At 34.8% G+C, this 16738-nt stretch carries 18 protein-coding genes; 12 read left to right on the top strand and 6 right to left on the bottom strand.

The features are described 5' to 3' along the window. Positions 1 to 25 precede the first annotated feature (25 nt). Positions 26 to 2149, bottom strand: a complete 2124-nt coding sequence (locus KF816_15575) for a glycoside hydrolase family 97 protein (protein ID MBX3009440.1) — start codon at positions 2147 to 2149, stop codon at positions 26 to 28. Positions 2150 to 2172: 23 nt separating this feature from the next. After that, positions 2173 to 3804, bottom strand: a complete 1632-nt coding sequence (locus KF816_15570) for a hypothetical protein (GenBank protein ID MBX3009439.1) — start codon at positions 3802 to 3804, stop codon at positions 2173 to 2175. 77 nt (positions 3805 to 3881) lie between these two features. Here KF816_15570 and KF816_15565 point away from each other — a divergent pair, with 77 nt between their 5' ends. The 5 genes from KF816_15565 (at position 3882) to KF816_15545 (ending at position 6664) form a co-directional block, all read left to right on the top strand. Then, a complete protein-coding gene (locus tag KF816_15565; GenBank protein ID MBX3009438.1) occupies positions 3882 to 4433 on the top strand; it encodes a DinB family protein in 552 nt (183 codons plus the stop codon). 90 nt (positions 4434 to 4523) lie between these two features. Next, entirely contained in the window at positions 4524 to 5171 is a 648-nt protein-coding gene (locus KF816_15560) for a carbonic anhydrase (GenBank protein MBX3009437.1), read from the top strand. Further along, positions 5171 to 5833, top strand: coding sequence for an RNA pseudouridine synthase (locus KF816_15555; protein MBX3009436.1), 663 nt, complete (start codon positions 5171 to 5173; stop codon positions 5831 to 5833). Before KF816_15560 ends, KF816_15555 begins: the two co-directional genes overlap by 1 nt. A gap of 8 nt (positions 5834 to 5841) precedes the next feature. After that, on the top strand, positions 5842 to 6207 hold the full coding sequence (locus KF816_15550) for a cupin domain-containing protein (GenBank protein ID MBX3009435.1): 366 nt from the start codon (positions 5842 to 5844) through the stop codon (positions 6205 to 6207). Continuing rightward, complete coding sequence (locus KF816_15545) at positions 6194 to 6664, top strand: hypothetical protein (GenBank protein ID MBX3009434.1); 471 nt, start codon at positions 6194 to 6196, stop codon at positions 6662 to 6664. Before KF816_15550 ends, KF816_15545 begins: the two co-directional genes overlap by 14 nt. 7 nt (positions 6665 to 6671) lie before the next feature. On the opposite strand, the gene KF816_15540 is transcribed toward KF816_15545, so the two are convergent. Then, entirely contained in the window at positions 6672 to 7349 is a 678-nt protein-coding gene (locus KF816_15540; protein MBX3009433.1) for a DNA alkylation repair protein, read from the bottom strand. A gap of 135 nt (positions 7350 to 7484) precedes the next feature. On the opposite strand from KF816_15540, the gene KF816_15535 reads away from it, so the two are divergent. The 3 genes from KF816_15535 to KF816_15525 all read left to right on the top strand — a co-directional run bounded on the left by KF816_15535 (position 7485) and on the right by KF816_15525 (position 11304). After that, the gene (locus KF816_15535) at positions 7485 to 9713 is read left to right on the top strand and encodes a TonB-dependent receptor (protein MBX3009432.1); all 2229 of its coding nucleotides are present in this window, start codon (positions 7485 to 7487) and stop codon (positions 9711 to 9713) included. Then, entirely contained in the window at positions 9710 to 10696 is a 987-nt protein-coding gene (locus tag KF816_15530) for a DUF4249 family protein (protein MBX3009431.1), read from the top strand. The genes KF816_15535 and KF816_15530 overlap by 4 nt, the downstream gene beginning before the upstream one ends. Positions 10697 to 10845: 149 nt before the next feature. Beyond that, a complete protein-coding gene (locus KF816_15525) occupies positions 10846 to 11304 on the top strand; it encodes a septal ring lytic transglycosylase RlpA family protein (protein MBX3009430.1) in 459 nt (152 codons plus the stop codon). Between the two features lie 24 nt (positions 11305 to 11328). Here the strand turns inward: KF816_15525 and KF816_15520 are convergent, their stop codons facing one another. Next, the gene (locus KF816_15520; protein MBX3009429.1) at positions 11329 to 12120 is read right to left on the bottom strand and encodes a hypothetical protein; all 792 of its coding nucleotides are present in this window, start codon (positions 12118 to 12120) and stop codon (positions 11329 to 11331) included. Positions 12121 to 12239: 119 nt separating this feature from the next. On the opposite strand from KF816_15520, the gene KF816_15515 reads away from it, so the two are divergent. From KF816_15515 to KF816_15500, 4 genes are read left to right on the top strand one after another with little or no spacing between them, the layout of a single operon-like run. Next, positions 12240 to 12884, top strand: a complete 645-nt coding sequence (locus KF816_15515; GenBank protein ID MBX3009428.1) for a thioredoxin family protein — start codon at positions 12240 to 12242, stop codon at positions 12882 to 12884. Between the two features lie 7 nt (positions 12885 to 12891). Further along, entirely contained in the window at positions 12892 to 13113 is a 222-nt protein-coding gene (locus KF816_15510; protein MBX3009427.1) for a hypothetical protein, read from the top strand. Next, complete coding sequence (locus tag KF816_15505) at positions 13094 to 13306, top strand: DUF1858 domain-containing protein (GenBank protein MBX3009426.1); 213 nt, start codon at positions 13094 to 13096, stop codon at positions 13304 to 13306. The genes KF816_15510 and KF816_15505 overlap by 20 nt, the downstream gene beginning before the upstream one ends. A 56-nt stretch (positions 13307 to 13362) precedes the next feature. Then, positions 13363 to 13962, top strand: a complete 600-nt coding sequence (locus tag KF816_15500; protein MBX3009425.1) for a TlpA family protein disulfide reductase — start codon at positions 13363 to 13365, stop codon at positions 13960 to 13962. A 63-nt stretch (positions 13963 to 14025) separates the two neighbouring features. Here KF816_15500 and KF816_15495 read toward each other — a convergent pair whose 3' ends face one another. Together KF816_15495 and KF816_15490 are read right to left on the bottom strand one after the other, a co-directional pair. Continuing rightward, positions 14026 to 14376 carry a DUF971 domain-containing protein gene (locus tag KF816_15495; protein ID MBX3009424.1) on the bottom strand — a complete coding sequence of 117 codons (351 nt, stop codon included), beginning with the start codon at positions 14374 to 14376 and terminating at the stop codon, positions 14026 to 14028. 126 nt (positions 14377 to 14502) lie between these two features. Continuing rightward, positions 14503 to 16722, bottom strand: coding sequence for a TonB-dependent receptor (locus KF816_15490; protein ID MBX3009423.1), 2220 nt, complete (start codon positions 16720 to 16722; stop codon positions 14503 to 14505). Positions 16723 to 16738: the final 16 nt, after the last annotated feature.

The following is a 16738-nucleotide window of genomic DNA, read 5'->3' as shown; positions in this document are numbered from 1 at the left end:
GGGTCAGGCTTTTTTATAAGCCGAACTACTTTCTTGATTCAATTATACTAATGGCGCAACCGCCCCCTTCAGCAAGATTTATTTTCAATAAATCTTTTGATGTAACTTGCTTAGTACTAATTTCATAAGCCATTGGATTTTTTTCCCAGTGTGCATCTTTTGAATCGGCATAGACTGTTGCTTTATAAGATTTATCTTTATCTAAAAATGACAGATCAATATTTGCAGTTCTTGAATTTTCATCCGTAATAGCACCCACAAACCAATTGTTTGTACCTTTTGCTTTTCTTGCTATAGTAATATAATCTCCCGGTTCTGCTTCAAGATATTTTGTATCATCCCAATCTACCGCTACATCCTTAATAAATTGAAACGCGTCGAGATGTTTTTCATAATTCTCAGGTAAATCCGCCGCCATTTGTAGAGGGGAGTACATTGTTAAATAAAGAGCCAGCTGTTTTGCCAATGTAGTGTGAACCTGTTCTTTTTTATTTGAATCATAATAGCTCATCTTAATTTGAAATATTCCCGGCGTGTAATCCATCGGTCCCCCCATTAATCTGGTAAATGGGAGAATTGTTTCATGCTCGGGGGGATTCCCAACACTCCATGCATTAAATTCGTTACCGCGAGCGGCCTCGGATGAAATCCAATTTGGATAAGTTCGGTGTAACCCGGTTGGTCTTACTGATTCATGTGAGTTAAGCATCAATTTATTTTTAGCTAAACTCTCGGCGACGCGAATGTAATGCTGCACCATCCATTGCCCGTCGTGAGCTTCGCCTCTTGGAATTATTCTTCCCACATAACCGGTTTTTACTGCGGGGTAATCATACTTTTTCATTAATGAATAAGCTTCATCCATTCTCCGCTCATAATTTGTAACAGAAGAGGAAGTTTCATGATGCATAATTAGTTTTACATTCTTTTCTTTTGCATACTTTGATAATTCATCAATATCAAAATCGGGGTAGGGAGTTACGAAATCAAAAACCTCCTCTTTCCATGAGCCGAACCAATCTTCCCAGCCAACATTCCATCCTTCAATTAAAACTGCATCAAAACCATGTTTAGAAGCAAAATCGATATACCTTTTAGTATTTGCTGTAGTTGCCCCATGTTTACCATTTGGTTTTAATGATAACCAATCGAATCCCTCCAATTTTATATTTGAGGCATCGGCGTAATTCCATGATTCAACACCGACATGCATTCCCCACCAAATGCCGATATATTTCATTGGTTTTATCCAATCGGTGCTTTCAATTTTTGAAGGTTCATTCAAATTAAGAATCATTTTTGATGCGAGAATTTCCTCTGCTTTATCGCTAATTATTATTGTACGCCAGGGTGTTTTGCATGAAGTTTGTAGATATGCTTTGTTCCCATATGCATCCGGTACAAGTTGAGATTTTAGAACAAAATTTACTTGATCAACTTCTAAATGCATTGCGGAGTAATCAACTAAAGCGGCTTCGAAAATGTTAATATATAATCCATTCTGAGATTTCATCATTAAAGGAGTTTGCACATAATTTTTCCCAATAACTCTGCGCGTGGAAATTTCTGTAACTGAATTTCCATATAGAGCATCAACTTCGCTTAATTTTGATTTCTTGTAATAATATTCATTAGAATCATAATCACCAGGAATCCAAAACGCAGTATGATCTTCTCCCAAATTAAATTGGGTTAATTCATCAATAACAGTGAAGTAAGACAAATTAGGTTGTGCGGGAAATTCATAACGGAATCCGAGTCCATCATCAAACAAACGGAAAGTTAATATTATAAAACGGTTGGCCGACTCAACCTGAGTTAATGTAATTCTTAATTCATTATAATTGTTTCGTATCGATTTTACCTCTCCCCAAACCGGCTCCCATGTTTCATCGAAGCTCAAAGTTTCTGTTTTGGAGACTGTAAATCCCTTTGCTAATGAATTACCTTCTGCCAATATTAATCCCAGTTTACTTGGCAATAATATTTTATGTTCATTCCTAGATAATTCATAAATGGGTTCGCCAGAACTTGTAACTGAAAATTTCAATTCCAGGCTTCCGTTCGGAGATTTTAATGTCTGTGCCTTAACAGCATTAAAAGAAACTATTAATAGAAATAATGTTATGTAATTAATATTGGGTCTCATTTTTTCCTCAAGCTTATAGTCTATCAATTAAAACTTATCGAATTAATCTCTGATGGGTTAATAACTTTGTGTACTGGATAAGGCAAAAATCCGCTTCCCCATTGGGGAATAATCCATCTGTCTAAAAAATTCCAGATCAATAATCCATCATCCGATTCGGGTTCTAATAAATAGGTAACAAGATTTCCCAGTGGCTGTGCAGTTCTTACAAGAATAATTCCTTTTGCAAATTCTTTTGTCTCGGAAAAAAAATCTCCTTTTAGTTGATTCATGTAATGTCCTTGATTGGAGCGGGGTGAAGGTTTTAATTCAATCATTTTATATGACTCAACTTCAAGTGTAACAGTCTGAGAGAGTTTTTCCAGCTTAATTCCGTGAGCGGTTAATAAATTTATTATCAACGGGTCTGAAATAGTTAAAATATATGCAAAAGGATACTTTACACTTTTAACAGGAATATAATCTGCAAAGAATGGAATTGTAACTTTTTTCTTCACATCAGTCTTTCTTAATCTTTCTCTTCCGTTTTGATCTGTATATTTCTCAAGTTCATAGGAATTCACTGTTACCGGTTTCTTGAGAGGAATCGCCTTTTGCGTAACGGCGAATGAATCTTTGAGTCCTGGGTTCATTCCTTTGGCTATTGTTTTCTTATCGGCATCGTTAATTTTTGATATCATCTCATTCTTGTTTTGAGCCGAGTATTCTACAATTGACCACAATAAATTATAACATCCTATTACTCTAGATTTGAAATCAGCGTAAACATAGTTCTCATTCAATATAGCCAGTCGATTTCGAAGTCCCACATAATTAACAATATATCTAGGTTCGAACGCGTATGAAATCCACCCTTTTGAATAATCGCGCTGATCAATAAACTCGCCATAAAAACAATTTAATGTATTATACTTATTTGATAGAGTTGATGAAACTTCGGGCATCATTTTGTCTCGCATGTACGAAATAAGAGAGGTATCGCCATTGCAATTCATTTGCCACACAAAAGTAACCGGTTCTTCATGATATGATCCATTTGTAGTATGGCAATCAACAAATACAGCCGGATCATATTTATTTAAAACATTTTTAACTAATCCTCTCACTTCGGGGGATTCAAGCTTTATTGCATCTCGATTAAGATCCAGATTTTGTCCATTATACCTTATTCCAACTCCATTTTTAGGTCCGTTTTGATTAGTTCTATTTTTAGGGGAAATTGGCTCATTGCCATCTGCATTAAAAATTGGGCATAGTAGAAGAATTACATCTTTTAACAATTCCTTGTTTCCATTTAAAATGTCGCGCGCAAACATTAGGATAGCTTCCTTTCCCTCAACTTCACCGGCATGAATATTTCCTTGGATATATACTTTAATTCTATTGTCAGATTTAATTTGTTCAAGACTTCTTGGTAAAGGATCTGCAATAATAATGAGGGGAATTTCATTTCCTTCCACAGTGGTGGCAATATTCTCAACATGTACAAGATCAGAATATTTTTTTAACATAGATATAAAATGAATTACATCATTATAAGTTGAGGTGGATTCATAATTAGATAATTCCGCTATAGTTTTTAGTGATTTGATTTCATGTCCAAAGAGAAAAGCAGGTAAAAGTATGAGTGCAACTACAAAATACATTTTCTTCATATTCAGCCTTATAGAATTAAATTAATACTTAAAAATAAAATTGTTATTTTGAGATACCAAACGGTCGGATTATAAAGATGGCAAAACTTAAAATGAGTCAAATTCAAATGCTGAATGAATTTTTAAGTATCAAAGAGGAAGCTAATAAACTATTTAGCTCTATATCTGATGAACAATTCAATAAAAAACCAAATGAAGATAGCTGGTCGGCCGCTGAATGTATTGCCCATTTAAATTTAATCGCACATGGCTACACAAAATATTTCCCTGTAGAACTAAATACACGTAAAGAGTTACCTAATTTATCCGATAAACAATATCAAACTAGGATACTTGCAGGAATATTTATTTCGAAGATGATGCCTGAATCAAAATTAAAGCTTCATACCCCCTCGGAGTATCAAGCGGCTGAATCAGAGCTCCCAAAATCAATAGTTGTTGACTTTCAGACAATTCAGGATCAGTTTATTCATTTACTCAAAAGAACAGAATTTATTGAACTTAAAGCGCGATCGGTCCGAAGTCCAGTTGCCTCATTTCTAAAATTTCAATTAGGTGAATTATTTATACTCCACATCGGTCATCAAAAGAGGCACTTAAATCAAGCAAAAAATGCCATTAAATTTTAAAAGATTGCTTTGATTGTAATCCGGGGAATAAATTAACTATATGCACACTTCAGTTATATAAAAGTTACATTACTTTGAAAGGATGTTGATATGAGGAAAATAAAAAACACAACTCTTCTTCTACTTTTCTTTGCGGCACAATTTGTAATTGCACAGCAGCATAAGGCTTCTCCCGAATCGCTGCAAAAATTATTTGATGGAAACTCAAGGTTTATTTTGGGTAAGTCTATTCACGCCAATCAATCATTAGATAGAGTTAAAGATGTAGTTAAAGGACAACATCCATTTGCTATAATTGTTGGATGCTCTGATTCCCGAGTTCCTCCCGAAATAATTTTTGATCAAGGAGTTGGTGATCTTTTTGTGATAAGAACCGCAGGCAATTTGGTAGATGATGTTGCTCTCGGTAGTATTGAATATGCTGTTGAACATCTTCATGTACCATTGATAGTTGTGCTGGGACATGAAAAGTGTGGCGCGGTTGATGCAACTTTACAAGGCGGTAAAGAGCCGGGACAAATCCAAAAGCTAATCGATAAAATTAAACCGGCGGTTGATGAATCCGCTAATCTTTCCGGAGATAAATTAGATAACGCCATACTTGCAAATATTAATAGAATTGTTGATCAACTAAAGCACTCGAAGCCTATTATTGAAGAGTATCTTCATCATAGAAAACTGAATATTATTGGCGCCCGCTATGATCTTGATGAGGGTAAAGTTACTTTGGTAAATTAATGCAGACAAGCCTCTTAAAAATATTGTATGAAGATGAAAATATTATTGCCGTCGATAAGCCCGAGGGAATTTCCTCCATTGCCGAAAATGATCTATCCGCCTCAACAATTCACTCGATGCTCGAGCTATCTTTAAAACAAAAAATATTGATTGTTCATAGAATCGATAAGGATGTGAGCGGAGTTATCTTATTCGCCAAAAAAATAAATGCCCACAAACAATTAAATAAACAGTTCTTTGAAAGAAGTGTTAGTAAATTTTATACTGCGCTGGTTTCCGGACAATTGCCAAATTCATCGGGAATCATTAATAAGCCAATTAGAGAATTCGGCTCCGGTAGAATGGGCATCGATCAAAAGGGAAAACAAAGTGTTACAAACTATAAGGTTATAGAAACATTGACTGGATATTCATTAGTGGAGTTGAACCCATCAACCGGAAGAAGACATCAATTGCGGGTTCATTTATATTCAATGGGAACTCCAATTGTTGGAGATACCAAGTACGGCGATAAGAACATTCAGCAAAATTATAAGCGTTTGATGCTGCACGCTCGCAGTGTTGAATTCTCTCTCAATGATAAAATAATTAAAATTGAATCGAAACTGCCCCCTTCTTTTATTGAGGTAGTGGAACAGTTAAAAAATTTAAATATAGTATAGGAAAAACTATGTACGTAAAAAATATAGATAATGTACCTGTTGAAAAAATTGAAGCAGGCGAAAATACTTTTAAACAGGTTTTAATCGGTCATGATGAAGCCCCAAATTTTGCGATGAGAAGATTTATTATTGAACCTTATGGGTTTATGCCACTTCATACAAATGCCGTTGAACATGAACAGCTCGTTCTCAATGGTAAAGCAAAAGTAATTATTGGAGATAATGAGTTTGAAGTAAAGAAAAATGATGTTGTTTTTATTCCCGCGAATACGCCGCATTCATACAAAACCATTGGTGATGATGCATTCGAGTTTTTGTGTATAGTCCCAAATAAGGAAGATAAAATAATTGTAGTTAAGGATGAGTGTGCATAAGGGATTAACAATTAAACTTGCATCACTTTTAATTTGGATTGTTTTCTTCTCTGGTTGCAGTATTACTTCCGAACCAAATCCACAATCGGTGGAAGAGTATTTTCGAGAATGGAAATCGAAGAATATTAAAAATTATACAATTGAGCAGCAGCGGCTCTGTTTCTGTAATGAAGCAGGCTACACCGCAAAGATTAGTGTAACTAATAATATTATTACAAATGTTGTTAATACTTCTACCGGCGAGCAAGTAAAACCCGAGAGGTGGTATTTATTTAAAACAATCGAGGAACTATTCAGTATACTTTTAGAAATTGATGAAAGCAAAGTACATTCATTAAAAATAGAGTATGATGAAAAATATTATTTCCCAACATATTTTTATGTCGATCCAATTAAAGAAGCCGTTGATGAGGAGTACGGATATAGAATTCTTAATTTTACACTAAACGGGAAGTAAAATGGTTCTATCTTTTTATTCTCGCAATGATTTTTTCATTTGTTAATTCTCTAATAGCGTCACTCGCAATCCACTTAGCCGATTTTGAATTAAACTGTTTTATTTGGTAAGCGGTATCTAATGCTTCCCGATTTAGAAACATACTTCGTTTACCAATTTGTCGAAGAGCCCAATTGACAGCTTTCTTTACCATATTTCTATCATCTACAGAATGTTTAACAATCAATGGAAGAAAGGGTAAAAACTCCTCATCACCTCTTTTTTTATGATGAACCGCGACAAAAGCGATCAGTGAGAAAGCTGCACGGCGCACAAATTCTTTCTTATTGTCGGCCCATTCAAAAATCATTTCAATAGCATAATCAGTTTTCCTAAATAAATTTGAGCACGTACTATCGCAGATATCCCAGGAATATAAATCGCGTACCCATTTATTCATCATTGATTTTGTAGTTAATTTTGGATCGGCAATTAACGCCGCTATATGATGAGCTTCATGCACTCCGCAATTCCATAGTTCCTTTGCCAGTTCATGATTTTTTCCGATTTCTTTTGCGATACCCCGAATCACCGGCGCGCTAACTCCGAATGCGTTATCAACCTTAATTCCGTAACGAGCCATCCCCTTACGGTTATATACGCTTCCATTCTGCTTTAATTGCTTTACAATCTCTTTAACTGTCATCTGCTCGCTCCAATTATGATATGCAATTTAAAAGATTTGTTCATTAATTATTGATGGAGAAAAAGAGAAAGAAAAAGGGTTTAATTATTATTATTTCTTATTGTACATTTAAAGCAATAAAAATGAAAAGGGTTAATGAAAAAATTTCTACTGCTTTGCATGGTAATAATGACAATTTCAGTTAATGCGCAAAACCCGAACAGGGGAATATTGAGAGGCTTTGTTGCCGATTCTCTTAGTGGCGAAGTACTTCCATTCGCTAATGTTTATATTAAAGAATTTAATCGGGGAGCATCTACAGACCATCGTGGTTTTTTTGTGATGGCTTCATTGCCACACAACAAACTTGCGACAGTGACAATTTCATACGTCGGCTACGTTTCAAAGATTGTAAAATTGAGGCTTGATGAATTTAGAGTTACCGATTTAAAGGTAGAATTAGTTCCTGTAAGCATTGAGTTGAGAGCGATCGAAAAAATTGGAGAACGTGTGGCTAAGGAAAACGCAACTGATCTTAGTTTACAAAGAATTACGTTGCGGGATCTGGAGTCGTTACCTAAAGGTGTGGAACTCGATATTTTTAGATCAATTCAAAGTTTACCGGGTGTACAAAGCGCGGGGGATGTTTCGGCACGATACTATGTACGTGGAAGTTCTAGTAACCAAAATTTAGTGCTGCTGGATAATACTGTAATTTATAACCCCTATCATGCGCTTGGAATTTTTAGCTCGATTGATCCGGAAATGATTAACTCACTGGAATTTTACAAAGGCGGATTCCCGGCCGAATATGCACACCGGCTCTCATCTGTATTAAGAGTAGTAACAAAAGATGGGAATAGGAATAAATTTGGTGGTAAAGCAACATTAAGCTTATTAACAGCAAAAGGATTATTTGAAGGACCAATACCGGGCGGTTCATTTATTTTAAGCGGAAGAAAAAACTATTCTGATGTAATATTGAAAAAGTTTAGGAATAGTAACTCAATACCGGCAGATTTCTATGACTTATTTTTTAAAATTAATTTGGCCGATCCTTCAATTGCTGAAGATGCAAAATTTACAATAAGTGCTTTCTCCAGCAGAGATAAAATTATGAATGAAAATATAAGAAGGGAAGATTTTGAATGGGGGAACAGTTCATTTAGCTTTAATTATTTTCAAGTATCCGATTCACCATTATTTTATCAGGTTGAGGTTTCATCAAGCACATTTGATGGAAGAAGAATTCCAAACCAAACAAACGCAAAAGGGGTAGAAAATAAGATTTCTGATTTAACAATGAGAATGGATTTTAATTATATCTATGATACTAAAGATGAATTTGCCGGAGGATTTAAAATTATTGAGCTTCACTCAAAATTAATATTAGAAAATTTTAGAGGGCAGCTCACCGAAAATATAAATCATGGCGTTAATATCAGCACATATTTAAAATACAAACTGCTTCGTTGGTCCTGGTTGGGCGCTGATATTGGATCGAGATTGAATGCCACAAGATTGGCTGGAGGCGGTCCGGCATATTTTTTTGAACCGCGCGCGAGTGTTACGCTTAGACTTTTGCCTCAATTAGCTTTTAAATCCTCATGGGGTATTTATCTACAGGATCTCGTAACAATCTCGGATGAAAATGAAGTTGTCACAATATTCGAACCATGGCTGATTACCCCCTATTACCTCGACCCCTCAAATTCTACTCATTATATCAGTGGTTTCGAGTTTACTCCCTCAGAGTATTTCACGTTTAATATTGAAGGCTACTATAAAATTGTAAAGAACTTAGCAATCGTTAATGAAAATAAATTTTTTCAGGACGATAGGGATTTTGTTCCCGGAACAGGAGAATCGTATGGGCTGGAAACACAAAATAGATTTGTAATGTCACCTCTTAGTTTAACCGCCTCATACTCATTGATGTGGGCATTTAAGGATATTAATGGAATAAGATATGCGCCAAGATATGATTCCCGCCATAATGTTAATCTTTCGGCCGAATATGATTTTGGCAAAGGTTGGACTGCTAGTGTTGCATGGAGTTATTCGTCGGGATTGCCATTTACACAAATCGCTAGTTATTACGATAAACTTTCTATAGATGATCTTTCGGGAGGAGGATATCTTCTCGAATCTTATATTCCATTTATTCTCTTAGGTGAAAAAAGTATTGGTAGATTACCAGATTACCATCGACTCGATCTCAACTTATCAAAAAAAGTTCAAGTCGGAAATTTTAAATTGTACTTCGATTTGAGCGTGCTGAATGCGTATAACAGAAAGAATTTATTTTACTTCAAAAGAGACACAGGTGAAAGAGTGGATATGTTACCATTCCTACCTTCAGCATCAATAAAGGTGGAATTATGAAAAATTATTTAATTCTTCTTTTCGTTTTAATTTCAGCTTCATTTTTTGTTTCGTGTGATGATCAGGTAGAGCCAAAGGCCGAGTTTGAACAAGTATATATACTTAATTGTGTTTTAAGAGGGGATACTACATATCAAATTGCTACCCTCACAAAATCATACGAGATTGATGGATATGATCCATATTCTAATGTAACAGACCCCGCAATTTATGGTGCCAAGTTAAAAATTATTTATAATGATAAGGAGTATTATTTCAGAGATACAGTAATTAGCAGAAGTGATAATTCAAGATATAAAACCCCGCTTCATTATTATTATTTAGAAAATTTTCAACCTACTGAAACAAAAAAAATAGAGCTATTGGCGGAATTACCAGATGGTACAATTTTAAACTCTACTTCGGAAACCTTCGCAATAAATGTAATTTATTTTGAAGATGGAGTTCAGCAGATACCAGAGGTTGGAACAAAAAGAGAAGCAATATTTTTTTCATGGAAAAAATTAACAGGCTCATCATTGACCCCAAATCAATATTTTGCTCCCGAATTAGTAATTTCATATACAAGGGAAGAAAATGGAATTAATGTTCCCTACACAAAAAAAATACCCATGTTTTATATGAACAGTAATACAGGCTCATTTCCGGTCTATCCTTCGGTTCAAGCAAATACCAACAGAGTTGGATTTGATACTCTTGCTATTAATAAGGCGCTTGAAGAAATTTCATCTAATGATCCTAATAAAAAAAGATATCAGATTAAGAACGCAATATTTAGATTATTAATCCTGGATAAAAATCTTGCTGTTTATTACGCGGCACAGAAGACATTCCTTGATGAGTTTTCAGTCCGGTTTAGTCAGCCCGAGTTTACAAATATCAAAAATGGTCTGGGAATATTTGGAACCTACTCGGTGAAACAAAAAATAGTGGCTTTTGATGAGAGTTTTGTAACCAAATTTGGTTATAAACTGAGCAATTAAAAAAAGTAAGTTAGTGATACAGCGCATATGAAATTAATTCTCCAAATTATAACTTTGCCCCCGTATCGGGATACTTTGGCTGGTAGACTGATTTGTGAGGGCGTGGGAAGCATAACTAGCTTCCCATTCTTTTTATCACCACAATCACGATGAGAAGAAATTGTAATTACATAATATTAACCCTCGCTGTTTTACTATCAGCATGCGTTTCCTCCCCTCGTTTTACTAATGTTTCTTACAAACAGAATGAATCTAATGTAAGATTTGAATATGATGATCTAACTGATTCTGAAATTCTTGAAAGCAGTGAGGGCTTAGCATCTTTTTATGCGGATAAGTATAATGGCAGGCCCACCTACAGCGGAGTAATTTATGATATGAATGGGATAAGTGCGGCTCATCAAAAATACCAGATGGGTACTATTGTTCGTGTTACAAATCTTAAAAATCAAAAAAACATTGTTCTGGAAATAAATGATAGAATGCCCTACTGGGAAGATAGAATTTTGGATCTCTCACTCGGTGCCGCAAAAGAACTTGATATGATTAACGATGGACTCGTTAAAGTGAGAATCGATGTACTAAAATGGGGTGAGGGGAAAAAGTAGCATAAAAACATCTTTGTAAAATATTTATCTCACAAATTTCCACCAGTAGAAATATTTATCTTCCAATTCATTAATGGAAGGCATCGCAAAAAATTTCAATTCATCACCACTCGCAAACCAAAATCCATGTTTAATAAATTTGTATGAAATTTCTCTTAATAATCCACCAAGATGAATCGTTTTAGTGAGTTTTTCGGGATTATCATTTAATTCCTTTATGCAATCGTAAAAATGATATGGATTTACCCCCGGCATTTCAATCTTATATATCTCTCTATTTTTATTACTTTCAAAAAAATGATCAAGATCGAAATCAATTTGTGTAAATAACATTTTAGGGGCCCCTTTGGAGGTGGCTTCTGATGTTATAAATTTCCCAAATGTTCTCTGATCTTTATTAGATGCAATTAAAGTATCAAGCGGACAAATTTCCTGATAAATTCTAATTTTTTCTGGCTGTTTTACCGATGTATATTCAGCCGGTTTTATTGGAAGAACTTTCCCGTTTGTGGTAACAAGGTAAAGTGTTTGAATAGAATGAAGATCTACGAATTCTAATACCCCATAAGATTTAATAAACTTTGTTTTTTTGGGAAGCCCATCTTCGTGAGGAACAGTCATCTCCAAATATTTATCGATCTCGAAATAGGGATGCCGAAAATTAATATCAATCTCCGTAAAAATAACTTTGCCACTGTAATGCTTTGAACTTCCTGTCGTATAATGTTCTCCAAATTGCTCGGCATCCAGTTGTGAGGCAACTAAAGCATTTATAGGAAATACTATCATATATAAATGTTTTTCAAAATCGGCCATACTTTCTCCCAAATCTTAGATATTCTATCTAAAAATTAAATAAACCTAATTTTAAGAGCAAGGTAGAGATGAATCCTTTCCACGAATTCAACATCATACCAATAAAAAATGAGGAAAAAATGTTTATTGATGATAAATTAAAATCGGAGTTACAAGGAATATTTGCCGACATCACTAAGAAAGTTAAGATTGTACTTTTTACTCAAGAGCTTGAATGCCAGTATTGCCGGGAAACCAGACAATTATTAACAGAACTATCAGAAGTATCGAATAAATTTGAACTTACAGTTAAGAATTTTGTTAATGATAAAGATGATGCCGATAAATATGGCGTTGATAAAATTCCTGCTACAGTTCTGTTAGATGAAAATGATAAGGATTACGGAATTAAGTTTTATGGAATACCAAGCGGTTATGAGTTTTCTTCACTATTAGAGGGTTTAAAACTATTAGGTACCGGCAAAACGGGATTACCGGTGGAACTAGAAAACCAAATTAGAGCAATCGATAAAGATGTTCACATGCAGGTATTCGTTACTCCAACTTGTCCATACTGTCCACAAGCTGTTGTGACGGCACATAAATTTTCCTACTTAAATGAGAAAATAAAAGGAGAAATGGTTGAGGCAACAGAATTTCCCCATCTGTCTCAAAAGTACAATATTCGTGGTGTGCCGAGAACTGTAATCAATGAATCCACTTATCTTGAAGGCGCCGCTCCGGAATCAATGGTATTAAGCAAAATTTTTGAATCACTAAATTGAGTTTCAAATGCTGAATAAAAATTTCCTTCTCAAAAAAGCATTACCTGTATTTCTTGGGGCACTCGCTGGATATGCTTACTACTTTTTTATTGGATGTACCAGCGGCGGATGCCCATTGACAAGTAATCCATTTGTTTCAACTATTTACGGAGCTCTCATTGGTTTAGTTTGGGCCTTACCTAGTTCAAAAAAAGTAAAACCGGCAGAAAATGATAACCCCGCAAATTGAAATAGAAGATTTAATTAAAATTTTACCGGAATCGGTAGAATTAATGATGAATAAAGGAATTAGATGTTTAAGATGCGGAGAACCGATTTGGGGAACACTCGAAAATGCCGCAATTGAAAAGGGTTTCAACGACAATGAAATTAATTCCTTTGTAACGGAACTTAACAGTCTTCTTGAGAGTAAGTCGAATTAAGTTTTTCCATTAATGATAAATTCATATTTTTGACACCAAATTATAACGAGGATAGAATGGCTCTACAAAATAAAAAAAGTGAATCCACCGGATTGACACAAAAACAGAGGAGCTGGATTTATACCGGCTTTTTTATTACCGCTGTATTAATGCTTTTTGTATTTAATAATTTTGATTATTTAATTGGCAAAGATGAACCTAATGGACCTTATCCGCCAACTTATACGCCTCAGGCACAGGATAAATCAGTTCCGGCTCCCGGATTTAGTTTGCAGACACCAGATGGCAAAACTGTAAAACTTTCAGATTATAAGGGTAAAGTAGTTATTATAGATTTCTGGGCAACCTGGTGCCCCCCATGCCGTAAAGGGATTCCGGACCTAGTTGCATTGAAAAATGAATATGGTAAAAAAGGTTTTGAAATTATTGGTATTTCGGTTGATAGAGAAACCAAAGATGAAGTGGTCCCTTTCATGAAAAATCAAAAAATTAATTACCCTGTAGTTTTCGGCAATACAACAGTTTATAATCAATATGGAGGAATTTCCTCAATCCCGACTTCAGTTATAATTGATAAGAAAGGTAATATTGTAGCAACACATGTTGGATTGATGCCGAAGAGTGTTTACGAAGATTATTTAAAGAAATTATTATAATTCGTTGCAGCAGGGATGAGGTTCTCCTCATCCCTTTTTTTTGAGGTTCTCCTCATCCCTTTTTTAATGATGATGTTCAAAATCTTGATGAAGATTACCTTTTACATCAAGATAATCAGCGTATCTTTTTAGTAAATCCCACGAGTAAATTCCATAACTGTATCCATCTTTCCACGTTATTTGAATTGCGTAATTGCCTACCATTTCAATTTTATCAATTAAATATGATTTCTCGGTAAGTGGCTCTTTTGGAGGTGGGGCGTAATGTTTCCAAAGTATAGTTTCCCCTTTATTTCCTGCATCCGGAGATTCATCACGTAAAAATTTTAAAGGGTAATTTGATACTCTTCCGCTATCCCAAATTATCTCCAGAAAGTCCTGCTGGTGTAATTTTATTTTAACTGGTTTAATCATCTGTTCTTGTTCATTATTATAAAGTTGAAGCTGAATAATATTACTAAACAAAATTAATTAAGAATCGTTCATCAGCAAAATTATTATCCAGCCTCAATCTCAAAACATCATTCTATATGAATATCCCTATATTCTGTAACGTAATCCTGAATAGACCATTCTGCCATTCACCGGTCCCCAAATAAGAGATGCATCGAAATAACTTCCATAAGGATTCCCCGGATCAATTATCAAATTGTTCTGTTTGAAATCGAAGAGATTTTCGACACCTATATATAATTCGAGATCAAAAATTATCGTTCTGGTGATCTGCGCGTTAACTACTGCAAAAGAGGGGGAAGTTTCATCCATTCTCAAATTTGCCGGATTGGAAGCTGTTGAGGGAATTCTTTTTTCTCCAAACCAATTTAGTGTAATATCAAATTTAGTTTGAATATCCTCTTCATTGGTCGAAGATGCCCAGCCAATATTAATAAGGGCTCTATGTTTTGAACTAAGAGATTTTTGAACCCATGAGTTATTTAATAATTGATTTACATCAAGCAAACGATACGCCGCTCTAAAATCAATGCTTTCAAATGGTTTAAAGTTTAGCTCTGCCTGAAAACTATTGGAATACATTCCATTTTCAACCGATGAAAAAATTATACGCTGCGGGTTTGTATCAAGATCGGCAATTGTTACATTTTCAAATTTTGTTCTGTAAAAATCAATCGAAATAGTTCCTTCTCTATAATCAAAGAGGAAATAGTGAGTAAGATTAAATCCAAAATTCCATGCGGTTTCCAGCGGAAGTCCATATCCAAAATTTTCAGATGCATTAATCATCAAATTTCTCGAACTGGCAAATAAGGAAATATTTTCTGAAAATATATTGGAGTTTCTAAATCCTCTTCCTCCCGAAGCGCGTAAAACCCAGTCGGGACTTGGTGCATAACGAAGATGAATCCGGGGAGTGAACATCATTCCAAAATAATTATGATAATCGCTTCTCAATCCAACTACTGCGGAAAATTTATCATCATCATTATAAGAATACTCAAAATATGCGCCGGGTATTCTTTCTGTTCTGGTAAAGTTCAAAGTTGTAAATCTCTCTTCAAACTGATCAAAGAGAAAACTTACCCCGGTTCTAAATTTATGTTTTGCGTCGCCTAAATCGGATTGATAAATAAAATTCAAATATCCGTTATTATGAATACCCGAATAATCTTTTATTCCAAAAAGTGAATTTTGCTCATATCGGTTAAATGACCATTGAAAACCAAATGACTTGTACTCACTTTCCGGAAACACATATCCGGTTTTTCCATAAATATTAAATTGTTTTCCATCTGTCGAAAAATTATAAAGTGAATTCTCAAAGGAGCCCCCTTCTTTTTTATCACTCAATAATTGAAATCCCACTTGCGATTCCCATCCATTTTCAAAATGAATCTGCCACCTCTGCATCAAATTAAATATTGAGAATTTCGGCATGTCAATAAACATATCGTTATTCATATCAAATCCATGTTGACGTGAGCTTGCGTGAAGTAGAGTTACAAATGATATTTGGTCATTAATAGCATGACGGTAATTTATATTTCCTTCAACTCTTCTGTCGTAATCTCCATAAACATTTAAAAGAATTGGCTTCTCATCAATCGCGAATGGTTTAAATAAATCAACATCAATTTGACCGGTGATAGATTCAAAACCATTTACCACTGAGCCAATTCCCTTTGCGACATTTATTGCTTTTACCCAAGGACCGGGAACATAGGTTAGACCAACATTGCTTATAAGTCCACGTATATATGGTAAATTTTCGAGAGTTGATTGTGTATATATTCCCGATAGCCCCAGCATCTCAATTTGACGGGCTCCCGTAATCGCGTCTGTGAACGATACATCTATTGAAGGATTAGTCTCAAAACTTTCCGAAAGAGTACAGCATGCGGCTTTGGTTAATTCCTTTTGAGTCATAACCGATTTATTTTCTACACCAAAGTAATCTGTATAAGTCGGGCTCTGGCTTCCGGTAACACTCACTTCATTAAGTTTAACATCTTCCTGCTTCAATTCAATTTGTATGTTTGATTCATTACCAACAGTAATTGTATCTGAAATATATCCAATAAATGAAACCAGCAGTTTATTGGAAAGAGAAGAACGCTTTATTTGGAATTCTCCGTTTTCATTTGTGGATGTTCCAATATTAGTTCCAAGCCAAATAATATTAGCGCCAACAAGTGGATGCTTATGATTTTTTTCATGAGCATCATAAACTGTTCCGCTCAAACTGTTCTGAGAATATGCAAAATTGAACGCGAGCAGAACGAATAATAAAATATACTTTTTCATTTCTTACCCCGGCTTT

The sequence above is a fragment of the Melioribacteraceae bacterium genome (genome assembly GCA_019638015.1).
Classification (GTDB): domain Bacteria; phylum Bacteroidota; class Ignavibacteria; order Ignavibacteriales; family Melioribacteraceae; genus JAHBUP01.
The sequence above is the reverse complement of the archived record's forward strand: the minus strand, read 5'-3'. Positions and strand labels throughout refer to the sequence as shown.

What these genes read in the sequence shown, in the direction of transcription:
- KF816_15545 (MBX3009434.1), top strand. Translation starts at nt 6,194, where the DNA reads ATGAGTGTGCATAAGGGATTAACAATTAAACTTGCATCACTTTTAATT.
- KF816_15530 (MBX3009431.1), top strand. Translation starts at nt 9,710, where the DNA reads ATGAAAAATTATTTAATTCTTCTTTTCGTTTTAATTTCAGCTTCATTT.
- KF816_15510 (MBX3009427.1), top strand. Translation starts at nt 12,892, where the DNA reads ATGCTGAATAAAAATTTCCTTCTCAAAAAAGCATTACCTGTATTTCTT.
- KF816_15505 (MBX3009426.1), top strand. Translation starts at nt 13,094, where the DNA reads ATGATAACCCCGCAAATTGAAATAGAAGATTTAATTAAAATTTTACCG.
- KF816_15500 (MBX3009425.1), top strand. Translation starts at nt 13,363, where the DNA reads ATGGCTCTACAAAATAAAAAAAGTGAATCCACCGGATTGACACAAAAA.
- KF816_15515 (MBX3009428.1), top strand. Translation starts at nt 12,240, where the DNA reads ATGTTTATTGATGATAAATTAAAATCGGAGTTACAAGGAATATTTGCC.
- KF816_15560 (MBX3009437.1), top strand. Translation starts at nt 4,524, where the DNA reads ATGAGGAAAATAAAAAACACAACTCTTCTTCTACTTTTCTTTGCGGCA.
- KF816_15555 (MBX3009436.1), top strand. Translation starts at nt 5,171, where the DNA reads ATGCAGACAAGCCTCTTAAAAATATTGTATGAAGATGAAAATATTATT.
- KF816_15540 (MBX3009433.1), bottom strand. Translation starts at nt 7,349, where the DNA reads ATGACAGTTAAAGAGATTGTAAAGCAATTAAAGCAGAATGGAAGCGTA.
- KF816_15525 (MBX3009430.1), top strand. Translation starts at nt 10,846, where the DNA reads ATGAGAAGAAATTGTAATTACATAATATTAACCCTCGCTGTTTTACTA.
- KF816_15565 (MBX3009438.1), top strand. Translation starts at nt 3,882, where the DNA reads ATGGCAAAACTTAAAATGAGTCAAATTCAAATGCTGAATGAATTTTTA.
- KF816_15550 (MBX3009435.1), top strand. Translation starts at nt 5,842, where the DNA reads ATGTACGTAAAAAATATAGATAATGTACCTGTTGAAAAAATTGAAGCA.
- KF816_15495 (MBX3009424.1), bottom strand. Translation starts at nt 14,376, where the DNA reads ATGATTAAACCAGTTAAAATAAAATTACACCAGCAGGACTTTCTGGAG.
- KF816_15575 (MBX3009440.1), bottom strand. Translation starts at nt 2,149, where the DNA reads ATGAGACCCAATATTAATTACATAACATTATTTCTATTAATAGTTTCT.
- KF816_15535 (MBX3009432.1), top strand. Translation starts at nt 7,485, where the DNA reads ATGAAAAAATTTCTACTGCTTTGCATGGTAATAATGACAATTTCAGTT.
- KF816_15570 (MBX3009439.1), bottom strand. Translation starts at nt 3,804, where the DNA reads ATGAAGAAAATGTATTTTGTAGTTGCACTCATACTTTTACCTGCTTTT.
- KF816_15490 (MBX3009423.1), bottom strand. Translation starts at nt 16,722, where the DNA reads ATGAAAAAGTATATTTTATTATTCGTTCTGCTCGCGTTCAATTTTGCA.
- KF816_15520 (MBX3009429.1), bottom strand. Translation starts at nt 12,120, where the DNA reads ATGGCCGATTTTGAAAAACATTTATATATGATAGTATTTCCTATAAAT.